Annotated in this window: 24 protein-coding genes; 15 read left to right on the top strand and 9 right to left on the bottom strand. The window is 63.8% G+C overall.

Annotation, left to right across the window (positions count from 1 at the left end):
• Positions 1 to 3: 3 nt before the first annotated feature.
• The 3 genes from BLT66_RS05330 to BLT66_RS05320 form a co-directional block, all read right to left on the bottom strand.
• Entirely contained in the window at positions 4 to 1,785 is a 1,782-nt protein-coding gene (locus tag BLT66_RS05330; RefSeq protein WP_092756394.1) for an alkaline phosphatase D family protein, read from the bottom strand.
• Between the two features lie 68 nt (positions 1,786 to 1,853).
• The gene (locus tag BLT66_RS05325) at positions 1,854 to 2,741 is read right to left on the bottom strand and encodes an EamA family transporter (RefSeq protein ID WP_218922580.1); all 888 of its coding nucleotides are present in this window, start codon (positions 2,739 to 2,741) and stop codon (positions 1,854 to 1,856) included.
• 135 nt (positions 2,742 to 2,876) lie between these two features.
• Entirely contained in the window at positions 2,877 to 4,244 is a 1,368-nt protein-coding gene (locus tag BLT66_RS05320) for a cytochrome P450 (RefSeq protein ID WP_092756390.1), read from the bottom strand.
• Between the two features lie 73 nt (positions 4,245 to 4,317).
• Between BLT66_RS05320 and BLT66_RS05315 the strand changes: the two genes are divergently transcribed.
• From BLT66_RS05315 to BLT66_RS05300, 5 genes are all read left to right on the top strand, one after another.
• Positions 4,318 to 5,166 (top strand): helix-turn-helix domain-containing protein, encoded by an 849-nt coding sequence (locus BLT66_RS05315; protein ID WP_092756388.1) that lies wholly within the window; start codon positions 4,318 to 4,320, stop codon positions 5,164 to 5,166.
• Positions 5,167 to 5,240: 74 nt separating this feature from the next.
• Positions 5,241 to 5,444 carry a hypothetical protein gene (locus tag BLT66_RS26395; RefSeq protein ID WP_143029145.1) on the top strand — a complete coding sequence of 68 codons (204 nt, stop codon included), beginning with the start codon at positions 5,241 to 5,243 and terminating at the stop codon, positions 5,442 to 5,444.
• Between the two features lie 37 nt (positions 5,445 to 5,481).
• Positions 5,482 to 5,757, top strand: a complete 276-nt coding sequence (locus BLT66_RS05310) for a hypothetical protein (protein WP_092756386.1) — start codon at positions 5,482 to 5,484, stop codon at positions 5,755 to 5,757.
• A 104-nt stretch (positions 5,758 to 5,861) separates the two neighbouring features.
• Positions 5,862 to 7,100: an alanine transaminase gene (gene alaC / locus BLT66_RS05305; RefSeq protein WP_092756384.1), complete on the top strand. Its 1,239-nt coding sequence runs from the start codon at positions 5,862 to 5,864 to the stop codon at positions 7,098 to 7,100.
• 69 nt (positions 7,101 to 7,169) lie between these two features.
• Complete coding sequence (locus tag BLT66_RS05300) at positions 7,170 to 8,252, top strand: adenylate/guanylate cyclase domain-containing protein (RefSeq protein ID WP_092756382.1); 1,083 nt, start codon at positions 7,170 to 7,172, stop codon at positions 8,250 to 8,252.
• 197 nt (positions 8,253 to 8,449) lie between these two features.
• On the opposite strand, the gene BLT66_RS05295 is transcribed toward BLT66_RS05300, so the two are convergent.
• The 3 genes from BLT66_RS05295 to BLT66_RS05285 all read right to left on the bottom strand — a co-directional run bounded on the left by BLT66_RS05295 (position 8,450) and on the right by BLT66_RS05285 (position 11,432).
• Positions 8,450 to 9,280 (bottom strand): urease accessory protein UreD, encoded by an 831-nt coding sequence (locus BLT66_RS05295; protein WP_092756380.1) that lies wholly within the window; start codon positions 9,278 to 9,280, stop codon positions 8,450 to 8,452.
• Positions 9,258 to 11,009 carry a response regulator gene (locus BLT66_RS05290; protein ID WP_092756378.1) on the bottom strand — a complete coding sequence of 584 codons (1,752 nt, stop codon included), beginning with the start codon at positions 11,007 to 11,009 and terminating at the stop codon, positions 9,258 to 9,260. Before BLT66_RS05290 ends, BLT66_RS05295 begins: the two co-directional genes overlap by 23 nt.
• A gap of 123 nt (positions 11,010 to 11,132) precedes the next feature.
• On the bottom strand, positions 11,133 to 11,432 hold the full coding sequence (locus tag BLT66_RS05285) for a flagellar basal body protein (RefSeq protein ID WP_092756376.1): 300 nt from the start codon (positions 11,430 to 11,432) through the stop codon (positions 11,133 to 11,135).
• A gap of 225 nt (positions 11,433 to 11,657) precedes the next feature.
• Between BLT66_RS05285 and BLT66_RS05280 the strand changes: the two genes are divergently transcribed.
• Positions 11,658 to 12,344 (top strand): DUF3334 family protein, encoded by a 687-nt coding sequence (locus BLT66_RS05280; RefSeq protein ID WP_092756374.1) that lies wholly within the window; start codon positions 11,658 to 11,660, stop codon positions 12,342 to 12,344.
• Between the two features lie 51 nt (positions 12,345 to 12,395).
• On the opposite strand, the gene BLT66_RS05275 is transcribed toward BLT66_RS05280, so the two are convergent.
• Positions 12,396 to 13,916: a CoA-acylating methylmalonate-semialdehyde dehydrogenase gene (locus BLT66_RS05275; protein ID WP_092756372.1), complete on the bottom strand. Its 1,521-nt coding sequence runs from the start codon at positions 13,914 to 13,916 to the stop codon at positions 12,396 to 12,398.
• Between the two features lie 107 nt (positions 13,917 to 14,023).
• Here BLT66_RS05275 and BLT66_RS05270 point away from each other — a divergent pair, with 107 nt between their 5' ends.
• Positions 14,024 to 14,983 (top strand): LysR family transcriptional regulator, encoded by a 960-nt coding sequence (locus BLT66_RS05270; RefSeq protein WP_092756370.1) that lies wholly within the window; start codon positions 14,024 to 14,026, stop codon positions 14,981 to 14,983.
• Between the two features lie 24 nt (positions 14,984 to 15,007).
• Here BLT66_RS05270 and BLT66_RS05265 read toward each other — a convergent pair whose 3' ends face one another.
• Positions 15,008 to 15,595, bottom strand: coding sequence for a TetR/AcrR family transcriptional regulator (locus BLT66_RS05265; RefSeq protein WP_092756368.1), 588 nt, complete (start codon positions 15,593 to 15,595; stop codon positions 15,008 to 15,010).
• A 145-nt stretch (positions 15,596 to 15,740) separates the two neighbouring features.
• Between BLT66_RS05265 and BLT66_RS05260 the strand changes: the two genes are divergently transcribed.
• The gene (locus BLT66_RS05260; RefSeq protein ID WP_092756366.1) at positions 15,741 to 16,157 is read left to right on the top strand and encodes a 4-oxalocrotonate tautomerase; all 417 of its coding nucleotides are present in this window, start codon (positions 15,741 to 15,743) and stop codon (positions 16,155 to 16,157) included.
• Between the two features lie 7 nt (positions 16,158 to 16,164).
• Entirely contained in the window at positions 16,165 to 16,560 is a 396-nt protein-coding gene (locus tag BLT66_RS05255) for a VOC family protein (protein ID WP_092756364.1), read from the top strand.
• A gap of 118 nt (positions 16,561 to 16,678) precedes the next feature.
• Here the strand turns inward: BLT66_RS05255 and BLT66_RS05250 are convergent, their stop codons facing one another.
• On the bottom strand, positions 16,679 to 17,341 hold the full coding sequence (locus BLT66_RS05250; protein WP_092757033.1) for a GntR family transcriptional regulator: 663 nt from the start codon (positions 17,339 to 17,341) through the stop codon (positions 16,679 to 16,681).
• A 163-nt stretch (positions 17,342 to 17,504) separates the two neighbouring features.
• Here BLT66_RS05250 and BLT66_RS05245 point away from each other — a divergent pair, with 163 nt between their 5' ends.
• The 6 genes from BLT66_RS05245 to BLT66_RS05220 all read left to right on the top strand — a co-directional run bounded on the left by BLT66_RS05245 (position 17,505) and on the right by BLT66_RS05220 (position 23,097).
• Positions 17,505 to 18,419, top strand: a complete 915-nt coding sequence (locus BLT66_RS05245) for a dihydrodipicolinate synthase family protein (RefSeq protein ID WP_092756362.1) — start codon at positions 17,505 to 17,507, stop codon at positions 18,417 to 18,419.
• A gap of 33 nt (positions 18,420 to 18,452) precedes the next feature.
• The gene (locus BLT66_RS05240; protein WP_092756360.1) at positions 18,453 to 19,214 is read left to right on the top strand and encodes an ABC transporter ATP-binding protein; all 762 of its coding nucleotides are present in this window, start codon (positions 18,453 to 18,455) and stop codon (positions 19,212 to 19,214) included.
• Positions 19,207 to 19,914, top strand: a complete 708-nt coding sequence (locus BLT66_RS05235; RefSeq protein ID WP_092756358.1) for an ABC transporter ATP-binding protein — start codon at positions 19,207 to 19,209, stop codon at positions 19,912 to 19,914. The genes BLT66_RS05240 and BLT66_RS05235 overlap by 8 nt, the downstream gene beginning before the upstream one ends.
• A gap of 39 nt (positions 19,915 to 19,953) precedes the next feature.
• A complete protein-coding gene (locus BLT66_RS05230; RefSeq protein ID WP_092756356.1) occupies positions 19,954 to 21,147 on the top strand; it encodes an ABC transporter substrate-binding protein in 1,194 nt (397 codons plus the stop codon).
• Between the two features lie 66 nt (positions 21,148 to 21,213).
• The gene (locus BLT66_RS05225) at positions 21,214 to 22,116 is read left to right on the top strand and encodes a branched-chain amino acid ABC transporter permease (protein ID WP_092756354.1); all 903 of its coding nucleotides are present in this window, start codon (positions 21,214 to 21,216) and stop codon (positions 22,114 to 22,116) included.
• Positions 22,117 to 22,119: 3 nt separating this feature from the next.
• Positions 22,120 to 23,097 carry a branched-chain amino acid ABC transporter permease gene (locus tag BLT66_RS05220; RefSeq protein ID WP_176954967.1) on the top strand — a complete coding sequence of 326 codons (978 nt, stop codon included), beginning with the start codon at positions 22,120 to 22,122 and terminating at the stop codon, positions 23,095 to 23,097.
• Positions 23,098 to 23,099 lie beyond the last annotated feature (2 nt).

Raw genomic sequence — 23,099 nt, 5'->3', positions numbered from 1 at the left:
GCGTCAGGCGTAAGTGACTGCGCCGGTACTGGCCACCGTGATGGTTTTGCCCACCACCACGCTGTAGCTGGTGGACTTCACGGTGCTCACAAAGATAAATTCGCCCTTTACCGCTGCGGCAGTGACAGTCACCTGCAGATAGCCACGGCGGGTAGTGTCCGAATAGTTCAGGTCGTCGATCAGCCCCAGGCCCGCGCCTATGGCGGCGTTGCCCAACTGCGGCACCAGGGCACTGCCATCGAGCGAGCTGGCCAGCCCGCCCAGTCCGGCACTTTCAAAACCGGGTGCACTGACCGACGAGGTCGCAAATTCCACCCCCACTTTGTCGCCGGCCAGGGTAGTCAGGTTGGTAAACCAGGCGTTGTGCGAATCGCCCGACAAGGCCACCAGCTTCTTGCCTTGTGCTTTGGCCGTTTGAAAAATCGCTTCGCGGTTGGCGGGGTAGCCGTCCCAGCTGTCCAGGTTGTACGGAATGCGGGGGTTGGTGCTGCTGCTGAGCAAGGCGGCCTGGGTGGGCGTGAGCGCGGCGGCGCCCGCTGCGAAGCGGGTGGCCTTGGCCGTCAGGTAGGCACCGATCGCGGTAGACACTGCTGCCGGGTTGGTAGCGGCTGTGGCCTGGGCCTGCAGTACCGACGCAGGGAACCACATGCGCGCCATGATGTCCTGGTTGCCCAGGAATTGCCAGGTGGCGGTAGACGCAGCAAACCCGCTGCTCAGCCAGTTTTGTTGTGTGGCGCTGATCATCTTGCGGCTGGCATCGGGCAGCGTACCGTCGCTTGCCGGGGTCACGCCGGCTATGTAGCGGGCAATGCCGCCATCGGCATCGCCAAAGTTGTCGTACTGCTGGTCGCGGCCTTCGATGCGGGTGTCCAGCATGTACAGCGACAGCAGGTTGCCGAAGTCGAATTTGCGGTAGATCTTGAGCAGGTTGCTGGCGTCGGGAGTGCGGATGGGCATCCACTCGTGGTACGCCTTGGCTGCGTTGTTTTTACGGGTTAGCCAGTCGCCCTGGGTGGCGGACTTATGATTTTCAGCGCCGCCCACGTAGGCATTGTTGGCAAATTCGTGGTCGTCCCAGACGGCGATCATCGGCATCCTGGCGTGCAGCGCTTGCAGGTTCGGGTCGGCCCGGTACAGCGCATAGCGGGTGCGGTAGTCGCTCAGGCTGACGATGTCGTTGGCGGGGCTGGTGACGCGGCCCAGAGCCACCGCGTCGGTGTTGCCGAACTTGGTGGGGTCGGCGCCGTATTCGTAGATGTAGTCACCCAGGTGGATGGCGTACTGGGCGTCGGACTTCGCGGCTGCGTCGTATGTGTTGAAGTAGCCTTCCGAATACAGGGCGCAGGAGAACACCGCCAACTTGACCGAGGTGGCGTTGCTGGCCGGCAGGGTGCGGGTTGTGCCGACGGCAGATGCCACGCCGGCATCGTCTATGAAACGGTAGAAATAGCTGCTGCCCGCCACCAGGCCGGTCACATCCACCTTGGCGGTGAAAGAGGTCGCCTCGCTAGCCTGTAGGCGCCCGGACTGCAGCAGCGTGCTGAAGCTGCGGTCGCTGGCGATTTGCCAGGTCAGGCCTACGCTGCTGGTGCTGCCGGCGATCTTGGCATGGGTCCACAGAATCACGCTGGTTGACAGTGGGTCGCCGCTGGCCACTCCGTATTTGAACTCCGACGCTGTAGCGCTGGAATCGCCACAGGCGACCAGGCTGCCACTGACCGCCAGTGCAGCGGCGGTGGACGAGGTGTGGACGAGGAAGCTGCGGCGGCTGGTGGGTTCGGTCATGTTGTGGAAACTCCTGTGGGGGTGTTCCCATTACATGAAGCAGGCATGACAGCCGCGTGAAGATGCGGCTAGGTCTGTCGCACAGGTAACAGCAGATGGCGCCAGCGCGGCCACAGCAGGTTCAGCGCCAGGCCTAACATCACCAGGCCGGCGGCCACCAGCTTCCAGGTCGGCAGCGGTTCGCCCAGCCACCAGGCGGCCGTGCCCATGCCGAATATCGGCACCATCAGCGCCGTGGGGCTGATGGTGGCGGCCGGGTAGCGGCCCAGCAGCCAGGCCCACACTGCGTAGCCAAACAGGCTATTGCCCCAGGCCTGCCAGACCACGGCCAGCCAGCTCGGCAGGTCGGCGTTCTGCATGCTGGTCCACCAGGCATGGCTGCCTTCAAACACCAGCGACAGCAGGATCAGCGGCGGCGCCGCAAAGGCGCTGGACCAGACCACATAGGCCAGCATGTTCACCCGGCCGGCCTGGCGCGAAGCCGTGTTGCCGCCGCCCCAGCACAGCGCCGCGAACAGCGCCATCGCCAGGCCCAGTGGCGTGGTGCTGCCATCGGTGTGCAGCACGATGACGCTGATGCCGGCCACTGCCAGCAGCAGCGCCCACCACTGGAAGGGCTGGACCCGTTCCTGGGTGATGCGCATGGCCAGGGCGATGGTGAAGAACACCTGCATCTGCACCACCAGCGAGGCCAGGCCCGGCGAAATCTGCGCTTGCATGGCGACGAACAGCACGCCAAACTGGCCGACGCCGATCAGCACGCCGTAGGCCGCCAGGTTGCGCCAGGACACGGCCGGGCGCGGCAGAAAGAACACCGCGGGCAGCAGCGCCAGGGTGAAGCGCAGGGCCGCCAGCAGCAGCGGCGGAAAGTGCGCGAGCGCCACCTTGATGACGACAAAATTGGTGCCCCATACCGCCACCACGGCCAGGGCAAGCAAGAGGTGGCGCAGCGGCAGAGCGGTCGGCATAGGAGCAGGGCAGGCAGTGGAAAGCCGCTATTGTCGGGCCAGCCGATGACAGCGCTTTTTACTATCGTTTCTGTAGCTGCTTGCGCTGGTGTTATCTGCGCTGCAGACCTTATTTTTATAAATTTACCGGCGCCGCAGCTGCAACTGCAAACCCTGGGCCGGGCGCAGCGTGACGTTCAATACCGGCTGCGGCGGCGGGCCGGCCACCGGGGCCAGCTGGAAGCGCTGCAGCAGCATGGCCGCCACCAGCTGCATCTCGGTCATGGCGAACAGATTACCAATGCAGACCCGCGGCCCGGCGCCAAACGGCAGGTAGCTGCCGCGCACCTGGGCCGCCTGGCCGGCGTCCGAAAAGCGCTCGGGGTCGAAGTGCTCGGGATCGGGAAACCAGCGTGCATCGTGCTGCAGCACCCAGGGTGTGATGCGCACCAACGCGCCCTGCGGCAGCTGCCAGGGGCCGACCTGCACCGACCGGGTGGCACGCCGGCTGATCAGCGAGGCCGCGGGCGGGTACAGGCGCAGGGTTTCCTTCAGCGTCTGGGCCAGATAGGGCAGGGCCGGCAGGTCTTCGTAGCGGGGCGGGCGCTGGCCCAGCACGCGGTCGACTTCCTCCTGGGCGCGCTGCGCGCAGACCGGCTGGCTGGCCATGCAGTGGCCCCACCAGGTGAGCGCCGAGGCCGTGGTTTCGTGGCCGGCCAGAAAGATGGTCATGCACTGGTCGTGGATCTCCTGCTCGCTCAGGGCGCCCTGGTCGCCGGCCTCGTCGCGCACGGCCACCAGCATGCCCAGCAGGTCGGTTTTTTCGACACCTGGGGGCTCAGCGCGGCGTTGCCGGATATGCCGCCGCACCAGTGTGTCCAGCGTGCGCTTGGCGCGCCGGGCTGGCCATTTGTGCGGCAGCCAGTAGGGCAGGCTGGCGGGCCAGAAAAATTCTTCCATGCCCAGGCGGCTGAGCAGCTGCACGGCCTGTTCGGCCGCCAGCGCCTCCTGCCGCCCCGCGGCCTGGATCTGCTGGCTGAACAAGGTGCGCAGCACCACGTCCATGGTCAGCTGGGTCATCAGGTGCTCGTAGTCCACCGTCTGCTCGGCCTGGTCCGGCAGCGCTTCCAGGGCTTGCGCGGCGGCGGCCGCCATGTGCTGGGCATAGCCGGCCATGCGCTTGGGGCCAAAGCCGGGCTGCAGCATGCGCCGCTGGCGCTGCCAGGTGTCGCCCTCGGTGACCAGCACGCTCTGGCCGTGCACCTCGGCAAACACCTGGGTGCCGCGCTCCCAGCGGATGAAGCTGCGGCTGGGGTCGAGCAGCACCTCGCGCACCAGCTCGGGGTGAAAGAACTCAAACGTGCGCTCGGGGCCGATGCGCGCGTACACCGCGTCGCCGTAGCGGGTGTGCATCTGCCGGGCCAGGCCCAGGTAGTCGCGGCGCATCTGGCGCAGCAGGGGCAGGCCGAAGCCATGGCGGTGCGGACCGGGAGGGAACAGGGTGGAAGACATGGCGCCACTGTGCCGCTTGCCGCCATGCGCGTATTGAACGATTACGACACCGGCCGCGCACTAAACTGGTTGTATGACCCAGCCCCGCGCAGCCCTGATCGCCCCGAGTGCTGGCTTGGCGGCCTGCGTGCGCGCCTACATCAGCCGCAGCACCCTGGGCGCCGACTTGCAGCCGCTGGAGCGCTTGAATTACTTTCCGGCCACGCCTTTGTGCGGCATGTCCTGGCTCAGCCACGGCGAGAGCTATCAACTGCCCACTGGCGATGACGACACGGCGCCGCAGCGGCTGCCGCGCATGGTCTTCTTTGGCCCACAGAGCCGGCCCACGGTGTCGCGCAACCCGGGCCCGGCCGAGGGCTTCATGCTGATGCTGATGCCCGACGCTCTGCACGCCTTGACCGGTGTGGACGTGGGCGCGCTGGTGGACCGCACACTGCCGCTGCACCAGGTGCTGGATGCCGACTGGTGCGCCATGGCCGAAGCTGTGCTGCAAGCCGGCGACGACGCCAGCCGGGTGCGCCTGATCGAGGCCTTCATCGCCCCGCGCTGGCAGGCGGCACGCCAGTTGGGCGCGGTGCCGGTGCGCAGCTATGAGGACTGGGCCCAAGGCCTGGCGGTGCGGGCCATGGCCTCCGGCGTGGGGCAGAGCCTGCGCCAGGCCGAGCGCCGCATCAAGGCCTGGACGGGACAGACCCTGCGCCAGCTGCAAGGCCGCAGCCGGGCCGAAGCCGTGTTCTTCCAGGCGCGCGATGCGGTAGCCGCCGGCAATGTGGACTGGGCCGATTTGGCCGCCGGCTCGGGCTATGCCGACCAATCGCATTTTTGCCGCGAGGCGCGCCGTGTCACCGGCCTGAGCCCCGAGGTGCTGCGCCGGCGCATGCTGGAGGACGAGAGCTTCTGGATTTACCGCATCTGGGGCTAAAAAGGCTTAAATCGCCCGCATTGCGCTCGCCGGCCTGCAACCGTAAAATCCTGTAACCACTCCTGGAGCCCGTCATGGAAATCAGCCCAGTTTCTCGGCAGTACACCCAGACTTTGACGCAGTCCACCCAGCTCACCGATGAGTCGCAACAGGCGCAGAACCGCGCGGTGCGCCAGCAGCAGGAGGCTGCGGCCAAGAAGCTGGAGCAGACCAAACCTGCGCCCGTGGTGAATGGCCAGGGCCAGACCATCGGCGGCTTGCTCAACACCACCGCCTGATCTGCAACCCCGCCATTGAGCGACCCGAGAGCGCGCCATGGCCACCATCAGCGCCGGCTTTGCTGCAGTTCCTTCCGTCACTGCGGCCCCCGACCCGTCGCGGGTGATGCAGGCGCGGCGCGATGCCGAGCAAGCCCAGACCAAGGCCAATGAATTGCGCCAGCAGGCGGACAGCATGGACCGCGTAGCCCGCAGCAGCCAGGACTACGCCACCAACCTCAGCAACCGCAGCAAGCAGCTGGACGACACCTACGAGCGCCAGCTGCGTGGCAGCAGCCAAAGCATAGGTCGCCTGTTGAACACCAGCGCTTGAATGCGCTAAATCCGCGATTTCTTCGGCTACCATGTGCTCCGGTGCGCCCCATTGCGCACCACGTCGCTCGGACGGTTCCGGGCGCTTACGTGAGATTTATCAACATGGCTGCATCTTCTGCAGGCAAGCGCCGTTTCGCGCGCATTGACCGCCTGCCCCCCTACGTCTTCAACATCACGGCCGAGCTGAAACTGGCTGCGCGCCGGCGTGGCGAAGACATCATCGACATGAGCATGGGCAATCCCGATGGCGCCACGCCTGCGCACATCGTGGCCAAGCTCACCGAGGTCGCGCAGCGGCCCAACACCCACGGTTATTCGGCCAGCAAGGGCATTCCGCGCCTGCGCCGCGCCATCAGCAAGTGGTACCAGGACCGTTACGCGGTCGACATCGACCCCGACAGCGAAGCTATCGTCACCATAGGCTCCAAGGAAGGTCTGGCGCATCTGATGCTGGCCACGCTGGACCGTGGCGATACCGTGCTGGTGCCCGATCCGAGCTACCCCATCCACATCTACGGTGCGGTGATTGCCGGCGCCGACATCCGCAGCGTGCCGCTGACCGAGGGCGTGGACTTCTTCGCCGAGCTGGAAAAAGCCATCCGCGGCAGCTATCCCAAACCCAAAATGATGGTGTTGGGCTTCCCCAGCAACCCGACGGCGCAGTGCGTGGAGCTGCCGTTCTTCGAGAAGGTGATTGCGCTGGCCAAGAAGCACGACATCTTTGTGGTGCACGACCTGGCCTATGCCGACATCGTGTTCGACGGCTGGAAGGCCCCCAGCATCATGCAGGTGCCGGGTGCGAAAGACATCGCGGTGGAGTTCTTCACCCTGTCCAAGAGCTACAACATGGCGGGCTGGCGTGTGGGCTTCATGGTCGGCAACCCGGACCTGGTGGCGGCCCTGGCGCGCATCAAGAGCTACCACGACTACGGCACCTTCACCCCGCTGCAGGTGGCGGCGATTGCCGCACTGGAAGGCGACCAGAGCTGCGTGACCGAGATCGCCGCCACCTACCAGGCGCGGCGCGACGTGCTGTACAAGGGCCTGATCGACGCCGGCTGGCAGGTGGACTGCCCCAAGGCCAGCATGTACATCTGGGCACGCATCCCCGAGCCCTACCGGGCGCTGGGCTCGCTGGAGTTTGCCAAGCAGCTGCTGGCCAAGGCCAAGGTATCGGTATCGCCGGGCATCGGTTTTGGCGACCATGGCGATGAGCATGTACGCTTTGCGCTGATCGAGAACGAGGCCCGCATCCGCCAGGCGGTGCGCGGCATCAAAGCGATGTTCAAGGCCGACGGCCTGATGGCCAGCCCGCAGCCCAGTCAGGGTGTTGCAGCTTGACCGCTCCCCAGTGCCACACTATTCTCGGAACAGCGCATCTTGCTCAACCTACTTGGAACGACTGACCGCATGAAAACTGATTCGAGGATGGAGGCGCAAAGTCGCCTGCGGGCGCTGCTGGCGCGTGAAACCGGTGCCGCGGTGACGCCCGCGGTAGATGCCGAACTGACGGCCATCATGGATGCAGCGCTGGGCGAGCCGGCTGTCGGCCAGGAATTGGCGGTGGTGAAGCGCGAGGTCACCATCCTGGTGGCCGATTTGCGCGGCTTTATCGCGCTGACGGCCACCCACCCGGCCGGCACCATCGTCACCATGCTGAACCTGTGCCTGGAGCGCATGAGCGAGGTGATTGCGCGCTACCAGGGCAGCATCGACAAGTTCACCGGCGATTCCATGACCGTGCTGTTCGGCGCCCATGCCGAGCGGCCTGACGATGTGATGCGGGCCATGGCCTGCGCGGTGGAGATGCAGCTGGCCATGCGCCTGCTGAACGACCAGTACCAGCGCGGCCGCATGCCCGAGCTGTACATGGGCATAGGCATCAACACCGGCTCGGTGATGGTCGGGCGCTTCGGTTCCGAGTCTTTTTCGCAGTACACGGTGATCGGCAACGAGGTCAGCCTGGCCTCGCGCATCGAATCCTTCAGCCTGCGCGGCCAGGTGCTGATCAGCGAGAACACCTACAAGCGCAGCAATGGCACGGTGTCGGCCACCGAGCCGGTGGATGTGTTTGTGGCCGGCAAGCTGGTGCCGGTGAAGCTGCGCGAGCTGATCGCCATCCCCAGCATGCACCTCAAAGTGCCGCGCCAGGAGTTCCGCCGCAGCCACCGGGCCGAGGTGCGCATCCCCTGCAGCCTGCAGATTCTGGAAGGCACGACCGTGCTGCCCAACCCCATCAAGGCGCACATCCTCGACATCGGCTACCACGGCGTGCTGCTGGAGCTGGACTTGCCGCTGGAAGTCGGCTTCGACGTGAAGCTGAACTTTGACATGACCCTGGTCGAGTACCCTGTGACCGATATCTACGCCAGGGTGATGAAGATCTCGCATGCCGATGGCTTGGTGCTGGCCGGGCTGGAATTCACCGCCCTGGGCACCGAGACGAATACCAAGCTGCAGATGTTTGTGCAGATGCTGGTGGGCGCTGCATAGGCTCACCCCCAGGCTACACACTTCGTGTTTTCGCCAACCCCCTTGCAGGGGGCAACACCAGCGGCCTGGCGGAGCCAGTTCCGCGGTGTTTCTGGATCAGTCAGTCGCGTTTATTCGCGGCCGTTCTGGAATCTGCGTTGACTATCTTTTGTGTAGCTGCTCGCGCAGATACTACCTGCGCTAGAAGCCTATTTCGTCTACATCGCCCAGATTCTGGGGCGGGTGGCGGATAGCTGCCAGAAATGGGCACGCCAGGCGGCCCAGACCTGTTTCACCAAATCCATCGCGGGCTCTACCAAGGGGGCGAGCACGCGCACCACAACCACCTGTCCGTCGGGGCTGGTGGCGCCGGCGCTGGGGTGCAGGGAGTGGCTGTCTATGACCTGGCGGGCAACGTCCAGCGCTTCGGCGCGGCGTGCGTTGTCCAGCTTGCTACCAGCCAGGAAGAAGATCGAGGCCATGCACTTGTGGCCGGCCAGGCCCAGCGGGCTGTCGAGCAAGCGCGTGTCGCTGGCGTCGATGCGGCCGCGCTCCAGCCAGACGCCGGGCAGTTCCAGGTGCTGGCAGAAGCTGCCTTGCACAAAGGGTTGGTTCGCTTGCGGCAGGCCGAAGGCGGTCACGTCCCAACCCATCAGTTCAGCGCCGGGCTCCAGGTGGAAACGCAGGCGGTTTTCGGCCAGGCACTGGTTGTAGCAAAGCGCCTCGGTGGGCAGCCATTCCATGCGGCCTCCGGCGGCTACGTGGATCTGGGTGTTTTGCAATGCCGGCTCGCCGGCGGATCGGTAGAAGCGGGTGGCGCCGGGGGTAGTGACCAGGCCGTGGGCGCCAGGCTCTACCTGCACCTGGATGTCCAGCGTGTCGCCGCCGACCAGGCCGCCCGGCGGGTGCACCAAGACGTTGTGGCAGATGCCGTCGCCTTCGGGGTACAGGCTTTGCAGGATGCGCAGCGGGCCGGTGTGCTGGTGGCGGGCGATGCTGCGGTGGGCTTCGAGGCGGTAATTCAGGTCAAGACGGGCGTGCCAGGGCATTGGTTTTATCGGTAAGAGCTGTGTTCATTATGGCGTGGCGTGGCTCGGGCGGTGCGACCGGCTGCATGCCGGGCAAGGCCCGCGCCGCGGTGCCGCCGGTACGCAGTATCAGCTCGCCGGCCTGGCGTTTCGGGTCGCCCAGCACCGAGCGGGCGTTGGCCGGTGCGAAGCGGGTACGCAGCTCTTGCACCGTGGCCATCAGGCTGGTGTGGCCGTCGATCTTCTCGCCGTAGCGCTGCAGCACCAGGTAGGCGGTTTCGATCAGCTTGCCGTTCAAGGTGCTGTTGCCGTGGGCAATAAGGTCTTCCACCGCGCCCTTGGGGTCGCCGCGCAGGCTCAGCGACATGGCACTTTCGGTGAACTTGGCGATCTGCGGATGGCAGGCGCGGATGCGCTCCGCATAGCTGGGGAAGCTGGCCGCCGAGCCTGCGAGCAGCTCGCTCAGCGGCTTGGTGGTGCAAAAGCGCATGCCCAGGGTGTCGATCATGCCGTTCACCTCGTCGAGCTGGATGGTTCTCTGGGCCAGCAGGCTGGTCAGGGCCAGCAGGTTAGAGGCCGACTCGAAATCGAACTCTGGCGATTTCACACCGCGCGCGAGTTCGCGGATGGTTCGGACGGCCTCGGCCGACTGGTGCTCCAGGATGTCCATCAGCGTGCTCATGATGTTCGACAGGCGCTGGCCGCGCGCGGTATCGGTGCAGCGCTCGACCACCCGCTTGAAGTCGTCGCAGCAGCGTTGCAAGCCCTTGCGGTCGTTGGCTTCGATCCGCATGAAGCCCAGCAGCACCAGGGTCTGGCAGTCCAGCATCTTGGAGTCCAGCCCCAGGCGTACCGTGCGTTCCAGCACTTTCTCGGCCTGTTTGCGGTCGCCTACGTAGTACATCATCAGCCCGAGGTTTTGCGAGCGGCTGATGGAGTCGGGCGCCATGTCCACCGCCATCTGGTAGGAGTTCATGGCCAGCTCGTACTTGCCCAGCTCGAACTGGGCCCGGCCCAGGATGTCGTAGGCATCGGCGTAGTTCGGGTTCTCACCGAGCAGGTTTTCAATCGCGCTGGTGGCCTTGGCGGTCTGGCCACTGTCCAGCAAAGAGCGGGCCACACCCAGCTTGGCCCAGGGCAGGGTTTTGGCGGCGATCACTGCTTCGTACAGGGTTTGTGCCTTGTCGTACTGGCCGGTGCGCAGCAGCAGCTCGGCGCCTACCCGCGCGGCGTACAGCCAGTAGGGCGCGCGGGCCTCGAACCGGCTGACGCACAGACTGGCCGCGCGCTCGAAGTCGCCTTCGTCAATCGCCTCAAAGATACCGCGCAGCGCGATCTTGCGGGCCCGCGCCTGGTACAGGCGTTCGCCCAGGTTGTTGGCGCTGTGGGGTTTGAGCAGGTAGCCGTCGAGCGCCGATTCCGCGGCTTCGGCAACCTTGGTGTAGGTGGCCTCGGCCGTCACCATGATGAAGACGGTGGAAAACGGCAGCAGCTGGTTGCGCCGCAGATCGTCCACCAGGTCTTGCCCGGACGAGGAGCTGGAATCGAACTGGTGCTCGCACAAGACCATGTCGAAGCGTTCGTGTTCCAGCAGGCGGCGCGCGTGGGCGGTGCTCAGGCATTGCACCACCTTGCCCACGCCAAAATCGCGGAGCTGGGCGACCAGGATCGAACGCGAGGTGGCATGGCTGTCAATCACCATCGCCTGGCAGGTGGAGAGATCGTCGGGGCGTGGGTCCACTGGTTTCATGGGGCAGCCTGCAATGGCAAAACGGAGTGGCAGAGTAGGGCGGTGGCAGGGTACGGATCGTCTCCTAGGGCCGGAGTGTGGCAGAGTCCGCGGTGGCTGTGCAGCGGGCTGACCCTAGCGGGCCTAGGCTTTGGCGTCCAGCAACGAGCCAAGCATGCGGTCGTTGGTTTTGAAGACGCTGAGGTTGGCCAGAAAGCTGTTTTTGGCCTGCAGTTGGTCGACCACGTCGGTCACCAGCGCTTCGCCTGGCGTGGCCGCCCGGTCCACCTGGGTGCTGACGCCACCGTCGGTCTGGGTTTGCTGCTGCACTTCCAGGCGCCGAAAGCCTTCGGTCTGGCCGTTGGCAATATTGTGGGCAGAGGAATTGAGCCGCGTTTGGGCAGCTTGCAGGCCAGACAGCGAGATGGCGGAGATCGAGTTCATACAGTCAGGCCTTTGCGGAACACATGTCCGCTGCAGCGTATTTTAAAAGCCGGGCCAGGGCAGCGGCAAGGCAGCGGGCGTGAATTAAGTTGCGCAGAACCACTTGCATGTGGTGCTTGGCGGTAGTTGCTGGCGCGCGACGCGTCGCAAAAGCCGCTCTACAAGTGCTTACATCGCCTATGCTCTGCCACTTACCGTTTCTCAATCCCAGGCGACAAGAACACCATGAGCATGCAAGAACCTCCCATCGTATTTGGTACCGAAGACCTGTTGCTGAGCCTGTGCAATTCCGTGAGCCGGGTGTTGAACGTTGCGACCGGCAGTCATATCCATTACTCGGGCATGGTGCAGCGCATCAGCAAGACCTGCCTGAAGCCCGACATCGGCTGCTTTGTGCTATTCGACGGTGGCTTCTCGGGCCTGGTGATCATCAACTTCACGGCCCAGGCGGCGATGGAGTTGTATGAAACCTATCTGCTGAACATGGGCATGTCCAAGGCCGATCTGGTGACCTCCTTCACCTCGGACGAAGTCAGCAACGTGATGGGCGAGCTGATGAACCAGGTGGTCGGCGACTTCACCGGCAAGGTGCGGCGCGAACTGCAAACCCAGATCACCCAGAACCAGCCCAAGATGCTGGTGCTGAACAAGCAGGTGATCATGAGCGTGGACGCCAACCTCGACAAGCCCGAGGCACGCCGGGTGACCTTCTACACCGCCAAGAACAACATCTTCTACCTGGAGCTGGCAGTAGACCGCACCGAGTTCATCAAGCTGGTGGACTTCGACGTGGAAATCCCCGACGCGACGGCACTGATGGCCCAGTCGCATAGCGGTGCGCCAGCACCTCGGCCGCCAGCGCCTGCTGCAGACACCGACACCGACGATTTCCTTAAATCCCTGGGCATGTAAAAAAACCTCCAGCCGTGTCGCCACAGGTGGAGGTTTTTAGAGCGGTGGTGTTTACTTGGCGGTAGGCATCACAAACTCAGCGCCCTTGGCGATGCTTTCGGGCCAGCGTTGCATGATGGATTTTTGCTTGGTGTAGAAGCGCACGCCTTCTTCGCCGTAGGCGTGCATGTCGCCAAACAGGCTCTTCTTCCAGCCACCGAAGCCGTGCCAGGCCATGGGCACTGGGATCGGCACGTTGATGCCGACCATGCCGACCTGGATGCGGCGCGCGAATTCGCGGGCCACGTTGCCGTCGCGGGTGAAGCAGGCCACACCGTTGCCGAACTCGTGGTCGTTGATTAGTTGCACGGCGGTGCCGAAGTCGGGCACGCGCATGCAGCCCAGCACCGGGCCGAAGATTTCTTCCTTGTAGATCTTCATGTCGGGCGTGACGTTGTCGAACAGCGTGCCGCCCAGCCAGAAGCCTTCGCCACAGCCGTCGCCGGCCTTGGCGCCGTCAAAACCGCGGCCATCGGCCAGCAGCGTCGCGCCTTCCTTGATGCCTTGTTCGATGTAGCCGCTGATGCGGGCATGGGCGGCGGCAGTCACGATGGGGCCCATCTCGGCGGCCAGATTGGTGCCGTTCAGCACCTTGAGGGTCTTGGTGCGCTCCAGCAGCTTGGGGATGACCTTGTCGGCTACGTCGCCCACCAGCACCGCGACCGAAATCGCCATGCAGCGTTCGCCAGCCGAGCCGTAGCCTGCGCCGATCAGTGCGTCCACGACTTGGTCCACGTCGGCATCGGGCATGACCACCATGTGGTTCTTCGCGCCGCCCAGGGCCTGCACGCGCTTGCCGTGGTGGGCGCCGGTTTCATAGATGTAGTTGGCGATGGGGGTGGAGCCGACGAAGCTGACGGCCTTCACATCGGGGTGCACCAGCAGTGCGTCCACGGCTTCCTTGTCGCCTTGCACCACGTTGAACACGCCATCTGGCAGGCCGGCTTGCTTCAGCAGGTCGGCAATGAACAGGCTGGGGCTTGGGTCGGTAGGGCTGGGCTTCAGGATGAAGGTGTTGCCGGCCGCAATCGCCACCGGGAACATCCACATCGGCACCATCACGGGGAAGTTGAACGGCGTGATGCCGGCGACCACGCCCAGGGGTTGGCGCAGGGTCCAGTTGTCGATGCCGGTGCTGACCTGGTCGGTGAAGTCGCCCTTCAGCAGCTGGGGGATGCCGCAGGAGAATTCGACGATGTCGATACCGCGGGCGACTTCGCCCTGGGCGTCGGTGAACACCTTGCCGTGCTCGGCGGTGATCATGTGGGCCAGCTCGTCCTTGCGCAGGTTCAGCAGTTCCAGGAACTTGAACATCACGCGGGCGCGGCGGATTGGCGGCGTGTCAGACCACTTGGGGAAGGCTGCCTTGGCGGATGCCACGGCGGCATCCACGTCCTGCACATTGCCCAGGCGCACTTGGCGCGCCACGGCGCCGGTGGCGGGGTTGTACACGGGCTGGGTGCGGGTGCCCGTGCCGGTGCTGCGTTGGCCCTGGATGTACTGGGCGACTTCGGTGTTATCGGTGTAGGACATGGTAGGTGTCTCGTTGTGTAGTGCGGACTTGCAGTTTATGGACTCGCCCCCTGCGCTACAAGGCCGAAACCCTGAATTGATTGTTCAGAATAGTGAACAATAGGGTCATGAACGAACAGAAAATCAACGAACTCTGGAGCCACTTGCACTGGCTGACCGTGCTGGCCCAGCAGGGCAGCTACACCGCGGCGGCGGCGCGGCTGGGCGTCAGCAAGGCGGCGATGAGCCAGCGCATGGCCGACCTGGAGCAGATGGCCGGCGTGCCCCTGGTGCGCCGCACCACGCGCAGCGTGCGCCTGACCGAGGCCGGCCAGCGCCTGGTGGACGATACCCGGGCCTCGTTCGAGCAGATCGCCCAGAGCTTTGCCCAGGTGCGCGACCTGGCCGATGCGCCGCACGGTCTGCTGCGGGTGACGGCGCCGGTGGCATTTGCGCGCCAACAGCTGGTGCCGCGGCTGGCCGACTTTCTGCGCGAATACCCGGATGTGCGCCTCGAATTGGAGCTGTCGGACCGGCTGTCCAGCCTGGCCACCGAAGGCTTTGACCTGGCGATACGCCACACCGCCGCGCCGCCGGATACCCATGTTGCCTGGACGCTGTGCGCCACCCGCTCGGTACTGGTGGCCAGCCGCAGCTATCTGCGCAAGCGCGGCACCCCGCTGCGGCCCGAAGACCTGCGCAACCACAGCTGCCTGCACTACCCACGCGCCCAGGACACGCCGGCCTGGACTTTTGCGCAGGGCACGGGATCGAATGTGGAGCGGGTGACGGTGCCGGTGTCGGGCGTGCTGTCGGCCAATAACAGCGAGGCGCTGCGCGACGCTGCCGTCACTGGGCTGGGCATCGCGCTGCTGCCCGACTTCAGCCTGCCTGCCAGTTTGCGTGCCAGCAAGCTGGTGCCGGTGCTGCCCGACTGGCAACTGGTGGGCGGCTATGCGGACCAGCTGTACGCCATCCGCCCCTACACCGCCCATGTGCCGCGCGCGGTGACGGCGTTTGTGAACTATCTGCGGCAGGCACTGGCAAACGGGTTTGGGGACGGGGTGGCGGCGATGGAGAGTGCCTAATCTTGCTGTGAAAAAGGGCCTTTTTCAGGTTTCAAGGCTGCGGTAGTGGGTCGGCAGCAATACGCGTTCTGCTGCGGCCGCGATTCTTTCTGCCATTGCGGGATCATTGACCGCGCGGGCGAAAGTCACAGCGCCCACCAACGTGGCCATGGCTGCCCACGCGGCGTCCACGTCGGGGGGGGCATCGTCCGACGGCGGCCCCGCCGCGACGATGGCCGCCACGTCGCGCAGTTCGGCCTCGAACGCCGCACGCGATGGCGCATCGGAACGGGCCACTTCCGAGGCCAGGCTTTGCAAAGCACAGCTTTCAGGTAGTTCGCAAGTGCGCTTCGCACCTAGATAGAAGCGCACAAATTCCGCCCACCAGGTTCGCCCGTACTGTGTTTGGCAGTGGCGTACACCGTCTTTGAGGTCCGCCATCCCCTGCGCAACCGATGCACGGAACGCTGCAGCCTTGGAGTCGAAGTGCACGTAAAAAGCACCGGAGGTTACCCCGGCCTCTTTCGCCAGGCCGTCCACGCCGATGCCGCCAAAGCCACCTTTGCGAAAACCACGTCCCGCTGCATCGAGGATGCGCTGACGCGTCTGTAGTTTTTGTTCAGATCGAGACACGGGACCTTCTATTGTGGAAATTGATAAAACGCAAAAATGCTTGCTGGGATAACGATCGTTATGTATATTCACATCACGGTAGTTATTTTAACTTCCGCGCTGCTCGTCTGTGCGATCAGCTCATCCCACCCTCAGGAGTACTGAAATGCCTCTCACCCTTACCGTCACCGAAGGAGTTCTGCCCAAAGGCAGCGAGAAAGTCGCCTTTGCCCGCCTGTCAGACGCCATGTTGAAGTGGCATGGCCTGGCGGGCAACGCAGTGATGACGCCGAATGTAGTGGGCTCCGTCCAGGTGCTGGCCGGGGAGCACACCTTCTCCGGGTCGCAAGAGACGCCGGTCGTGTTCATTGAATGGAAAGTGCCTTCTTTTGCGTTTGCCAGTCGTGAAATACAGCTTGGCTATTGCGAAGAAGCCACGGACATCATCCATGCGATGTCGGGTGGCAAGCAGCCGAAGGAGCACATCTGGATCAATGTGGTGCACGCCGTGGACGGTGCATGGGGCATTGCCGGCAAGGCGATGACCAATGCGCAGCTGGGTGCCGCTGCCGCTTTGGGCTAAGCCAAGCATGCATCTTTCGAACTACTTATTCTTTACGACCCACTGCGAGCCGGCACTGCAGTTCTACGCGGACTGCGGCCTGGGGGCGGTGGTTTCCACGCTCCGCCACGGGGACAATGGAATGCCTGTGCGCGCAGAGTCGATGCGCGGCAAGATCATGCACGCGCAGTTTGAGGGGCCTGGGGTTCGCTTCTTTGCGTCCGACAACGACGACGCGGAACCCATGCGTGGTTCCGCGATGATTTTCGTATTGGATGACCGTGCGCAAACGCAACTTCTCTTCACCCGTCTGGCGGTCGGCGGCCAGGTGACCACGCCGCTGGATGTACAGCCCTGGGGTGACTACTACGGCAAACTGACGGATCGGTTCGGCGTTCAGTGGATGTTCAATTGCGCATCCTGAAATTTTTGGAACTGCAGCTAGTTTTAGGAAGATAAATACGCCTTTAGCGCTTATAAAGTCTGCGTAAGCCGCTCTTGTTTTGATATCAGAAACAAGAGCAAAAACACCTGAATGGACTTCAGTTGTCTATGACCCGCCGCGCAAAGCCCTGCAGATAGTCCATCAGCCGCGTGGCCCCGCCCACCGCTGCCGCTTCGTCACCCGTGGCAATGCCCTGCGCCAGGTCCATATGTGCCTGCGCGGCTTCCATGATGTCGCCCTCGTGCTGGTAGGCGACCCAGAAGCGTCGGCACTGCACGATCAGCGGCACCACGGCCTTGACGGCCGAATGGTTGTGGCTGGCCTGGTGGTTCACCTGGTCCAGCGCCAGGTCGGCGGCCATGTAGTCCACCAGATGGCCGCGCGTGGCGGCCTGCACCATTTTCTCGGCGCAGCGCAGGATGTCCTTGCGCTGCAAGGCCGTGGCCCGGCGGGCCGAGCAGGCGGCAATCAGGCACTCCAGCACGCGCCGGGTCTGCACCACGTCCAGGTGGTCGGCCAGGTCGATGTGCGACACCAGCAGCCCGCGCCGCGGCTGCTGCACGATCAATCCAATCGACACCATGCGCAGCAGCGCCTCGCGCACCGGCGTGCGGCCCAGCTGCGTCAGCTCGACGATGTCGGCTTCCACCACCGGGCTGCCGGGGGCCAGCTGCAGGGTGGAGATCAGCGTCTCTATCGCGTCGTAGGCCATGTCGGCTGCACGGCGCTTGGGCAAAGGGGCGGGGGGGAGTTTGGGCATGGTGGTGGGGCAAGCCATTAATTGCATTGCATTGGTGCATTGGACCAAAAAAAGCTGGCACGCAAGCTGCTTAAAACCCTAACAAGATATTTTAAATATGTCGTTAATATATTAAGACTGCTGCAGTTCACCGCTCCAACCACTTTTACCAAGGACACACACCATGACGCTCCCCCGCTGGAAAGGCATCTTCCCCGCCATCACCACCAAGTTCCACGCCGATGAAAGCATCGATGCCGAAGGCACGGCCAAGCACATCGAGTTCCAGATCGCCAACGGCATCCATGGCCTGGTCACCTGCGGCTCGCTGGGCGAGGCCAGCACGCTGACGCTGGAAGAAAAGTTGCAGGTCGCCGACATCGCTTTGAAGGCCGCCAAGGGCCGCATCCCGGTGCTGGCCAATGTGTCCGAAACCAGCACCCGCGAGGCGCTGCGCTATATCGACGGCGCGAACAAGCTGGGCGTGGACGGCTTCATGGTCATGCCATCCGTCATCTACGTGGCCGATGCCCGCGAAGCCATGCTGAACGTGCGCACCATGGCCAATGCCGCGCAAAAGCCCATCATGGTCTACAACAACCCCGTGGCCTACCGCGTGGATCTGAAGCCCGAGCACATGGTCGAGCTGGCCGACTGCGAATGGATCGTCGCCATCAAGGAAAGCACCGACAACATCCGCCGCATTACCGACCTGCGCAACACCGTGGGCACGCGCTACCAGCTGTTCCTGGGCGTGGACGACCTGGCTTTTGAAGGTCTGGCGCTGGGCTGCGACGGCTTGCTGGCCGGTGTGGGCTGCGCCTTCCCGCGCGAAACCGTGGCCCTGTACGACCTGATGCAAGCCGGCGAGTGGGCCGAAGCGCTGAAGCTCTACCAGTGGATGACACCCATGCTGCATCTGGACGTGTCCACCAAGCTGGTGCAAAACCTCAAGCTCATCGACGCACTGGTCGGCGTGGGTACCGAGCACATGCGCCGCCCGCGCCTGCCGCTGATTGGCGAAGAGCGCGCCTTCATCGAAGGCGTAGTGGCCAAGGCGCTGGCGACCCGGCCTGCCAAGTACCAGTCCGTCGTTTAACGCTATCTGCCCACCGACCCGTCGAACACACGCATGGATACGAACATCATTCTTGAGACGCAGGGGCTCACCAAGGAGTTTCGCGGCTTCGTCGCCGTACGCAACGTCAACCTGCGGGTGCGGCGCGGCACCATCCATGCGTTGATCGGCCCGAACGGTGCGGGCAAGACGACGGTATTCAATCTGCTGACCAAGTTCCACATCCCCACCGCGGGGCGGATTTTGTTCAACGGCAGCGACATCACGGCCGAAAAGCCGGCGCAGATTGCGCGCCGGGGCATTGTGCGTTCGTTCCAGATATCGGCGGTGTTCCCGCAGATGACGGTGCTGGAAAACGTCAAGGTGGCGCTGCAGCGCAAGCTGGGTCTGGACCACCGTTTCTGGCAACCCGTGTCCACCCTGCGTACGCTGGACCCGGTGGCCATGGATCTGCTGGAGCAGGTGGGGCTGCTGGATGCCGTGCATCTGTTGGCCGCCGATCTGCCATATGGCCGCAAGCGCACGCTGGAGATCGCCACCACGCTGGCGCTGGACCCCGAGCTGTTGCTGCTGGACGAACCCACGCAGGGCATGGGCCACGAGGACGTGGACCGCATCAAGGATTTGATCAAAAAAGTCTCGGCCCAGCGCACCGTGCTGATGGTCGAACACAACATGAAGGTGGTGGCCGACATCTGCGACACCATCACCGTTTTGCAGCGTGGCGAAGTGCTGGCCGAAGGCCCGTACGCCAGCGTGTCGGTCAACCCGGCGGTGCGCGAAGCCTATATGGGCACGGAGGAAGAACATGTCTGAGCCCACCATGCTGTCCATCCGCGACCTGCATGCCTGGTACGGCGAGTCGCATGTCTTGCAAGGTATTGATCTCGACGTCAAGGCCGGCGAATGCGTGACCCTGCTGGGCCGTAACGGCGCGGGCCGCACCTCCACGCTGCGGGCCATTCTGGGCCTGGTGGGCAAGCGCACAGGCTCGATCCAGGTGGCGGGCAAGGAAACGATTGCCATGCCCACCCACCGCATCGCCCGGCTGGGCCTGGGCTACTGCCCGGAAGAGCGCGGTATCTACGCCTCGCTGACCGCCGAGGAAAATCTGCTGCTGTTGCCCAAGGTGGGTGAGGGCGGTATGTCGCTCGACCAGATCTACGGCATGTTCCCCAACCTGAAAGAGAGGGCTTCCAGTCCTGGCACGCGCCTGTCGGGCGGCGAGCAGCAGATGCTGGCCATGGCCCGCATCCTGCGCACCGGCGCCAAGCTGCTGCTGCTGGACGAGATCACCGAAGGCCTGGCCCCGGTGATCGTGCAAAAGCTCAGCCAGGTGATACGCGAACTCAAGGCGCGGGGCTTCACCCTGGTGCTGGTGGAGCAGAACTTCCGTTTCGCCAAGCACCTGGCCGACCGCCACTACGTGATCGAACACGGCCGGGTGGTGGAGGTGATCGCCAGCGGCGAAGTGGCGGCCAAGCAAGACCGGCTGGACGCGCTGCTCGGTATTTGAATCTTTCGTTTTTGTCTTCTTTCAACCTTGGAGTACCCCATGCAATTCAAGACACTCGCAGTGTGTTTGGCGGCCTGTGCCGCTGTGGCCGCGCAGGCCCAGGTCAGCGACGACGTGGTAAAGATCGGCGTGTTGAACGACTTGTCGGGCATTTATTCCGACCTGTCAGGCCAGGGCTCGGTCACGGCCGCCCGGCTGGCGATTGAAGAAATGGGCGGCAAGGTGCTGGGCAAACCGATCGAGCTGGTGTTTGCCGACCACCAGAACAAACCCGACGTGGCGGCCAACCTGGCGCGCGGCTGGTTCGACCAGGGCAAGGTCGATATGGTGACCGACTTCCCTACCGCATCCACCGCGCTGGCGGTGATGGAAATCGCCAAGCAAAAGAACCGAGTGGTGATGCCATCGTCCGGCCTGGCCACGGCGATCCTGGGTGAAAAATGCAACGCCTTGACGGCGCAGTGGACCACCAATACCTATGCCCTGGCTGCCGGCACCGCGCGGGCCCTGGTGAAGGACGGCAAGAAGAAGTGGTACTTCATCACCGCCGATTACACCTTCGGCCATTCGCTGGAAAAAGATGCGTCCGAGGTCATCAAGGCCGATGGCGGCACCGTGGTCGGTAGCTCGCGCCACCCGTTCCCCGGCGGCGATTTCTCGTCCTTTCTGCTGAAGGCCCAGGCCTCGGGTGCCGACGTAATTGCGCTGGCCAATGCGGGCAACGACACCGTCAACGCTATCAAGCAGGCCAATGAATACGGCATCACCCGAAAACAGGTGGTGGCTCCGTTGCTGACCTATATCTCCGACGTGCACAGCATTGGCTTGGAAAAAGCCCAGGGCATGTACTTGAGCGAGGCTTTCTACTGGGACTTTGACGAGCGTTCGCGCGCCTGGGCCAAGAAGTTTTTTGAGAAGCAAAAGCGCATGCCTACCTCGGCCCAGGCCGGTGTGTATTCCGCCACCCTCAGCTACCTCAAGGCCATACAGGCTGCGGGTACCGATGACGCCAAAGCCGTGATGGCCCAGTTGCGCAAGATGACGATTGACGATGCGGTGATCCGCCACGGCAAGCTGCGCGAAGATGGTGCGCTGGTGCACGACATGCTGCTGCTGCAGGTCAAGAGCCCGTCTGAGTCCAAAGTGCCGTGGGACTACTACAAGGTGAAGTCCGTACTCAAGGGCGCGGACGTGTACCCGGCCATCAACCCGGCTTGCCAGGTCGCCGGCTAAAACCGCTTTGTACGCTATGCCCGCATGCCAAGCGGGCATAGCGTACGCACCACAGGACTTCCACACATGTTTGATATTTCGAGCCAGGCTTTGCTGGCCCAACTACTGGTTGGCCTGATCAATGGCTGCTTCTATGCGGTGCTGAGCATGGGGCTGGCGATTATTTTTGGTCTGCTGAACATCATCAACTTCGCCCACGGCGCGCAGTTCATGGTGGCGGCTTTTCTGGCCTGGATCGGCTTTGCGCACCTGCCGCAGTGGCTGGGTACCGATTTCCGAATCAACTTCTGGGCCGCGCTGCTGCTGGCACCGCTGGTCGTCGGCGGGCTGGGGGTCTTGCTGGAGAAAACTCTGCTTAAACGGCTCTACCACCTCGACCATTTGTACGGCTTGCTGCTGACCTTTGGCGTGGCCCTGGTACTGGAGGGCTTGTTCCGCCACTTCTACGGCATCTCGGGTGCCAGCTACGACCCGCCCGCGCTGCTGCAAGGCGGCATGGACCTCGGCTTCATGTTCCTACCGGTGTACCGTGCCTTTGTGGTGGTGGCATCGTTGCTGATCTGTGCGGTCACCTGGTTTCTGTTTGAACGCACCAAGCTGGGCGCGCTGCTGCGGGCCGGTACCGAGAACCCAAAGCTGTTGCAGGCTTTCGGGGTCAATATCCCGCTGATGATCACGCTGACCTACGGCTTTGGCGTGGCGCTGGCAGGCATTGCCGGCGTGCTGGCCGCACCCATCATGCAGATCAACCCGCTGATGGGGGCGAATCTGTTGAACATCGTCTTTGCCGTGGTGGTGATTGGCGGCCTGGGCTCCATCATGGGGGCGATCCTGACCGGCCTGGCGCTGGGGCTGCTCGAAGGCCTGACCAAGGTGTTTTACCCCGAGGCCTCGACGGTGGTGGTGTTTGTGGTCATGGCTGTCGTGCTGCTGGCCCGCCCGGCGGGTTTGTTTGGTAAAGAGGCCTGAGCCATGAAAAACATTCCAACCCCTATCCGCATCCTGCTGGCTTTGCTGTTGCCGGCGCTGCTGGTGCCGGTGTTTCCCGAAATCGCCTACCCGGTCTTCGTCATGAAGGTGCTGTGCTATGCGCTGTTTGCCTTGGCTTTCAACCTGCTGATTGGCTTTACCGGCCTGGTGTCCTTCGGCCATGCTGCTTTCTTCGGCTGGGCTGGCTATACGACGGGCATTCTGATGATCAAGCTGGCATCGCACGGTTTTCCGGTGGAACTGGCCATATTGGCTGGCGTGCTGGTGGCCACTGCTATCGGCTGGTTGATAGGCACTTTGGCCATCCGACGCACCGGTATTTATTTCTCGATGATTACCTTGGCGCTGTCGCAGATCGCCTACTTCCTGGCGGTGCAGGTTGGCTGGACGGGTGGGGAGGACGGCATGCAGGGCATTCCGCGCGGCAAGCTGCTGGGGTTGGTCGATTTGTCGGTGGACGCGCACATGTACTACTTCACACTGGCGGTGTTCGTGGCGGGCTTTCTGGCGATCCACCGCATCGTGCATTCACCGTTTGGCCAGGCACTCAAGGCCTTGCGGGACAACGCACCCCGCGCGGTGTCCCTGGGCTATGACATCGACCGCTGCAAGCTCCACGCCTTCATGCTGTCGGCGGCATTTGCCGGCCTGGCGGGTTCGCTCAAGGCGCTGGTGCTGCAGCTATCGGCATTGAACGACGTGATGCTCAGCACCTCGACCGAGGTTTTACTGATGACGCTGTTGGGCGGCTTGGGCACGGGCTGGGGCCCGGTGGTCGGGGCCACGCTGGTGGTCAGCTTGCAGAACTACCTGGCCGAGCTGGGCGGCGTGGTCACCATCATCATCGGTTTGACCTTCATCGTGTGCGTGTCCTTCTTCCGGCGCGGCATGGTCGGGGAGGGCCAGGCCTGGCTACTACGCCGGCAAGCAAAACGACAAAATATCGGATCCAACCTCTAAGA

This window comes from Rhodoferax sp. OV413 (assembly GCF_900104385.1).
Lineage (GTDB): Bacteria > Pseudomonadota > Gammaproteobacteria > Burkholderiales > Burkholderiaceae_C > Rhodoferax_B.
Note: the sequence above shows the minus strand (reverse complement) of the source record. Positions and strands in the feature narration are given on the sequence as shown.

What these genes read in the sequence shown, in the direction of transcription:
- BLT66_RS05330 (WP_092756394.1), bottom strand. Translation starts at nt 1,785, where the DNA reads ATGACCGAACCCACCAGCCGCCGCAGCTTCCTCGTCCACACCTCGTCC.
- BLT66_RS05320 (WP_092756390.1), bottom strand. Translation starts at nt 4,244, where the DNA reads ATGTCTTCCACCCTGTTCCCTCCCGGTCCGCACCGCCATGGCTTCGGC.
- BLT66_RS05315 (WP_092756388.1), top strand. Translation starts at nt 4,318, where the DNA reads ATGACCCAGCCCCGCGCAGCCCTGATCGCCCCGAGTGCTGGCTTGGCG.
- BLT66_RS26395 (WP_143029145.1), top strand. Translation starts at nt 5,241, where the DNA reads ATGGAAATCAGCCCAGTTTCTCGGCAGTACACCCAGACTTTGACGCAG.
- BLT66_RS05310 (WP_092756386.1), top strand. Translation starts at nt 5,482, where the DNA reads ATGGCCACCATCAGCGCCGGCTTTGCTGCAGTTCCTTCCGTCACTGCG.
- alaC (WP_092756384.1), top strand. Translation starts at nt 5,862, where the DNA reads ATGGCTGCATCTTCTGCAGGCAAGCGCCGTTTCGCGCGCATTGACCGC.
- BLT66_RS05300 (WP_092756382.1), top strand. Translation starts at nt 7,170, where the DNA reads ATGAAAACTGATTCGAGGATGGAGGCGCAAAGTCGCCTGCGGGCGCTG.
- BLT66_RS05295 (WP_092756380.1), bottom strand. Translation starts at nt 9,280, where the DNA reads ATGCCCTGGCACGCCCGTCTTGACCTGAATTACCGCCTCGAAGCCCAC.
- BLT66_RS05290 (WP_092756378.1), bottom strand. Translation starts at nt 11,009, where the DNA reads ATGAAACCAGTGGACCCACGCCCCGACGATCTCTCCACCTGCCAGGCG.
- BLT66_RS05285 (WP_092756376.1), bottom strand. Translation starts at nt 11,432, where the DNA reads ATGAACTCGATCTCCGCCATCTCGCTGTCTGGCCTGCAAGCTGCCCAA.
- BLT66_RS05280 (WP_092756374.1), top strand. Translation starts at nt 11,658, where the DNA reads ATGAGCATGCAAGAACCTCCCATCGTATTTGGTACCGAAGACCTGTTG.
- BLT66_RS05275 (WP_092756372.1), bottom strand. Translation starts at nt 13,916, where the DNA reads ATGTCCTACACCGATAACACCGAAGTCGCCCAGTACATCCAGGGCCAA.
- BLT66_RS05270 (WP_092756370.1), top strand. Translation starts at nt 14,024, where the DNA reads ATGAACGAACAGAAAATCAACGAACTCTGGAGCCACTTGCACTGGCTG.
- BLT66_RS05260 (WP_092756366.1), top strand. Translation starts at nt 15,741, where the DNA reads ATGCCTCTCACCCTTACCGTCACCGAAGGAGTTCTGCCCAAAGGCAGC.
- BLT66_RS05255 (WP_092756364.1), top strand. Translation starts at nt 16,165, where the DNA reads ATGCATCTTTCGAACTACTTATTCTTTACGACCCACTGCGAGCCGGCA.
- BLT66_RS05250 (WP_092757033.1), bottom strand. Translation starts at nt 17,341, where the DNA reads ATGCCCAAACTCCCCCCCGCCCCTTTGCCCAAGCGCCGTGCAGCCGAC.
- BLT66_RS05245 (WP_092756362.1), top strand. Translation starts at nt 17,505, where the DNA reads ATGACGCTCCCCCGCTGGAAAGGCATCTTCCCCGCCATCACCACCAAG.
- BLT66_RS05240 (WP_092756360.1), top strand. Translation starts at nt 18,453, where the DNA reads ATGGATACGAACATCATTCTTGAGACGCAGGGGCTCACCAAGGAGTTT.
- BLT66_RS05235 (WP_092756358.1), top strand. Translation starts at nt 19,207, where the DNA reads ATGTCTGAGCCCACCATGCTGTCCATCCGCGACCTGCATGCCTGGTAC.
- BLT66_RS05230 (WP_092756356.1), top strand. Translation starts at nt 19,954, where the DNA reads ATGCAATTCAAGACACTCGCAGTGTGTTTGGCGGCCTGTGCCGCTGTG.
- BLT66_RS05225 (WP_092756354.1), top strand. Translation starts at nt 21,214, where the DNA reads ATGTTTGATATTTCGAGCCAGGCTTTGCTGGCCCAACTACTGGTTGGC.
- BLT66_RS05220 (WP_176954967.1), top strand. Translation starts at nt 22,120, where the DNA reads ATGAAAAACATTCCAACCCCTATCCGCATCCTGCTGGCTTTGCTGTTG.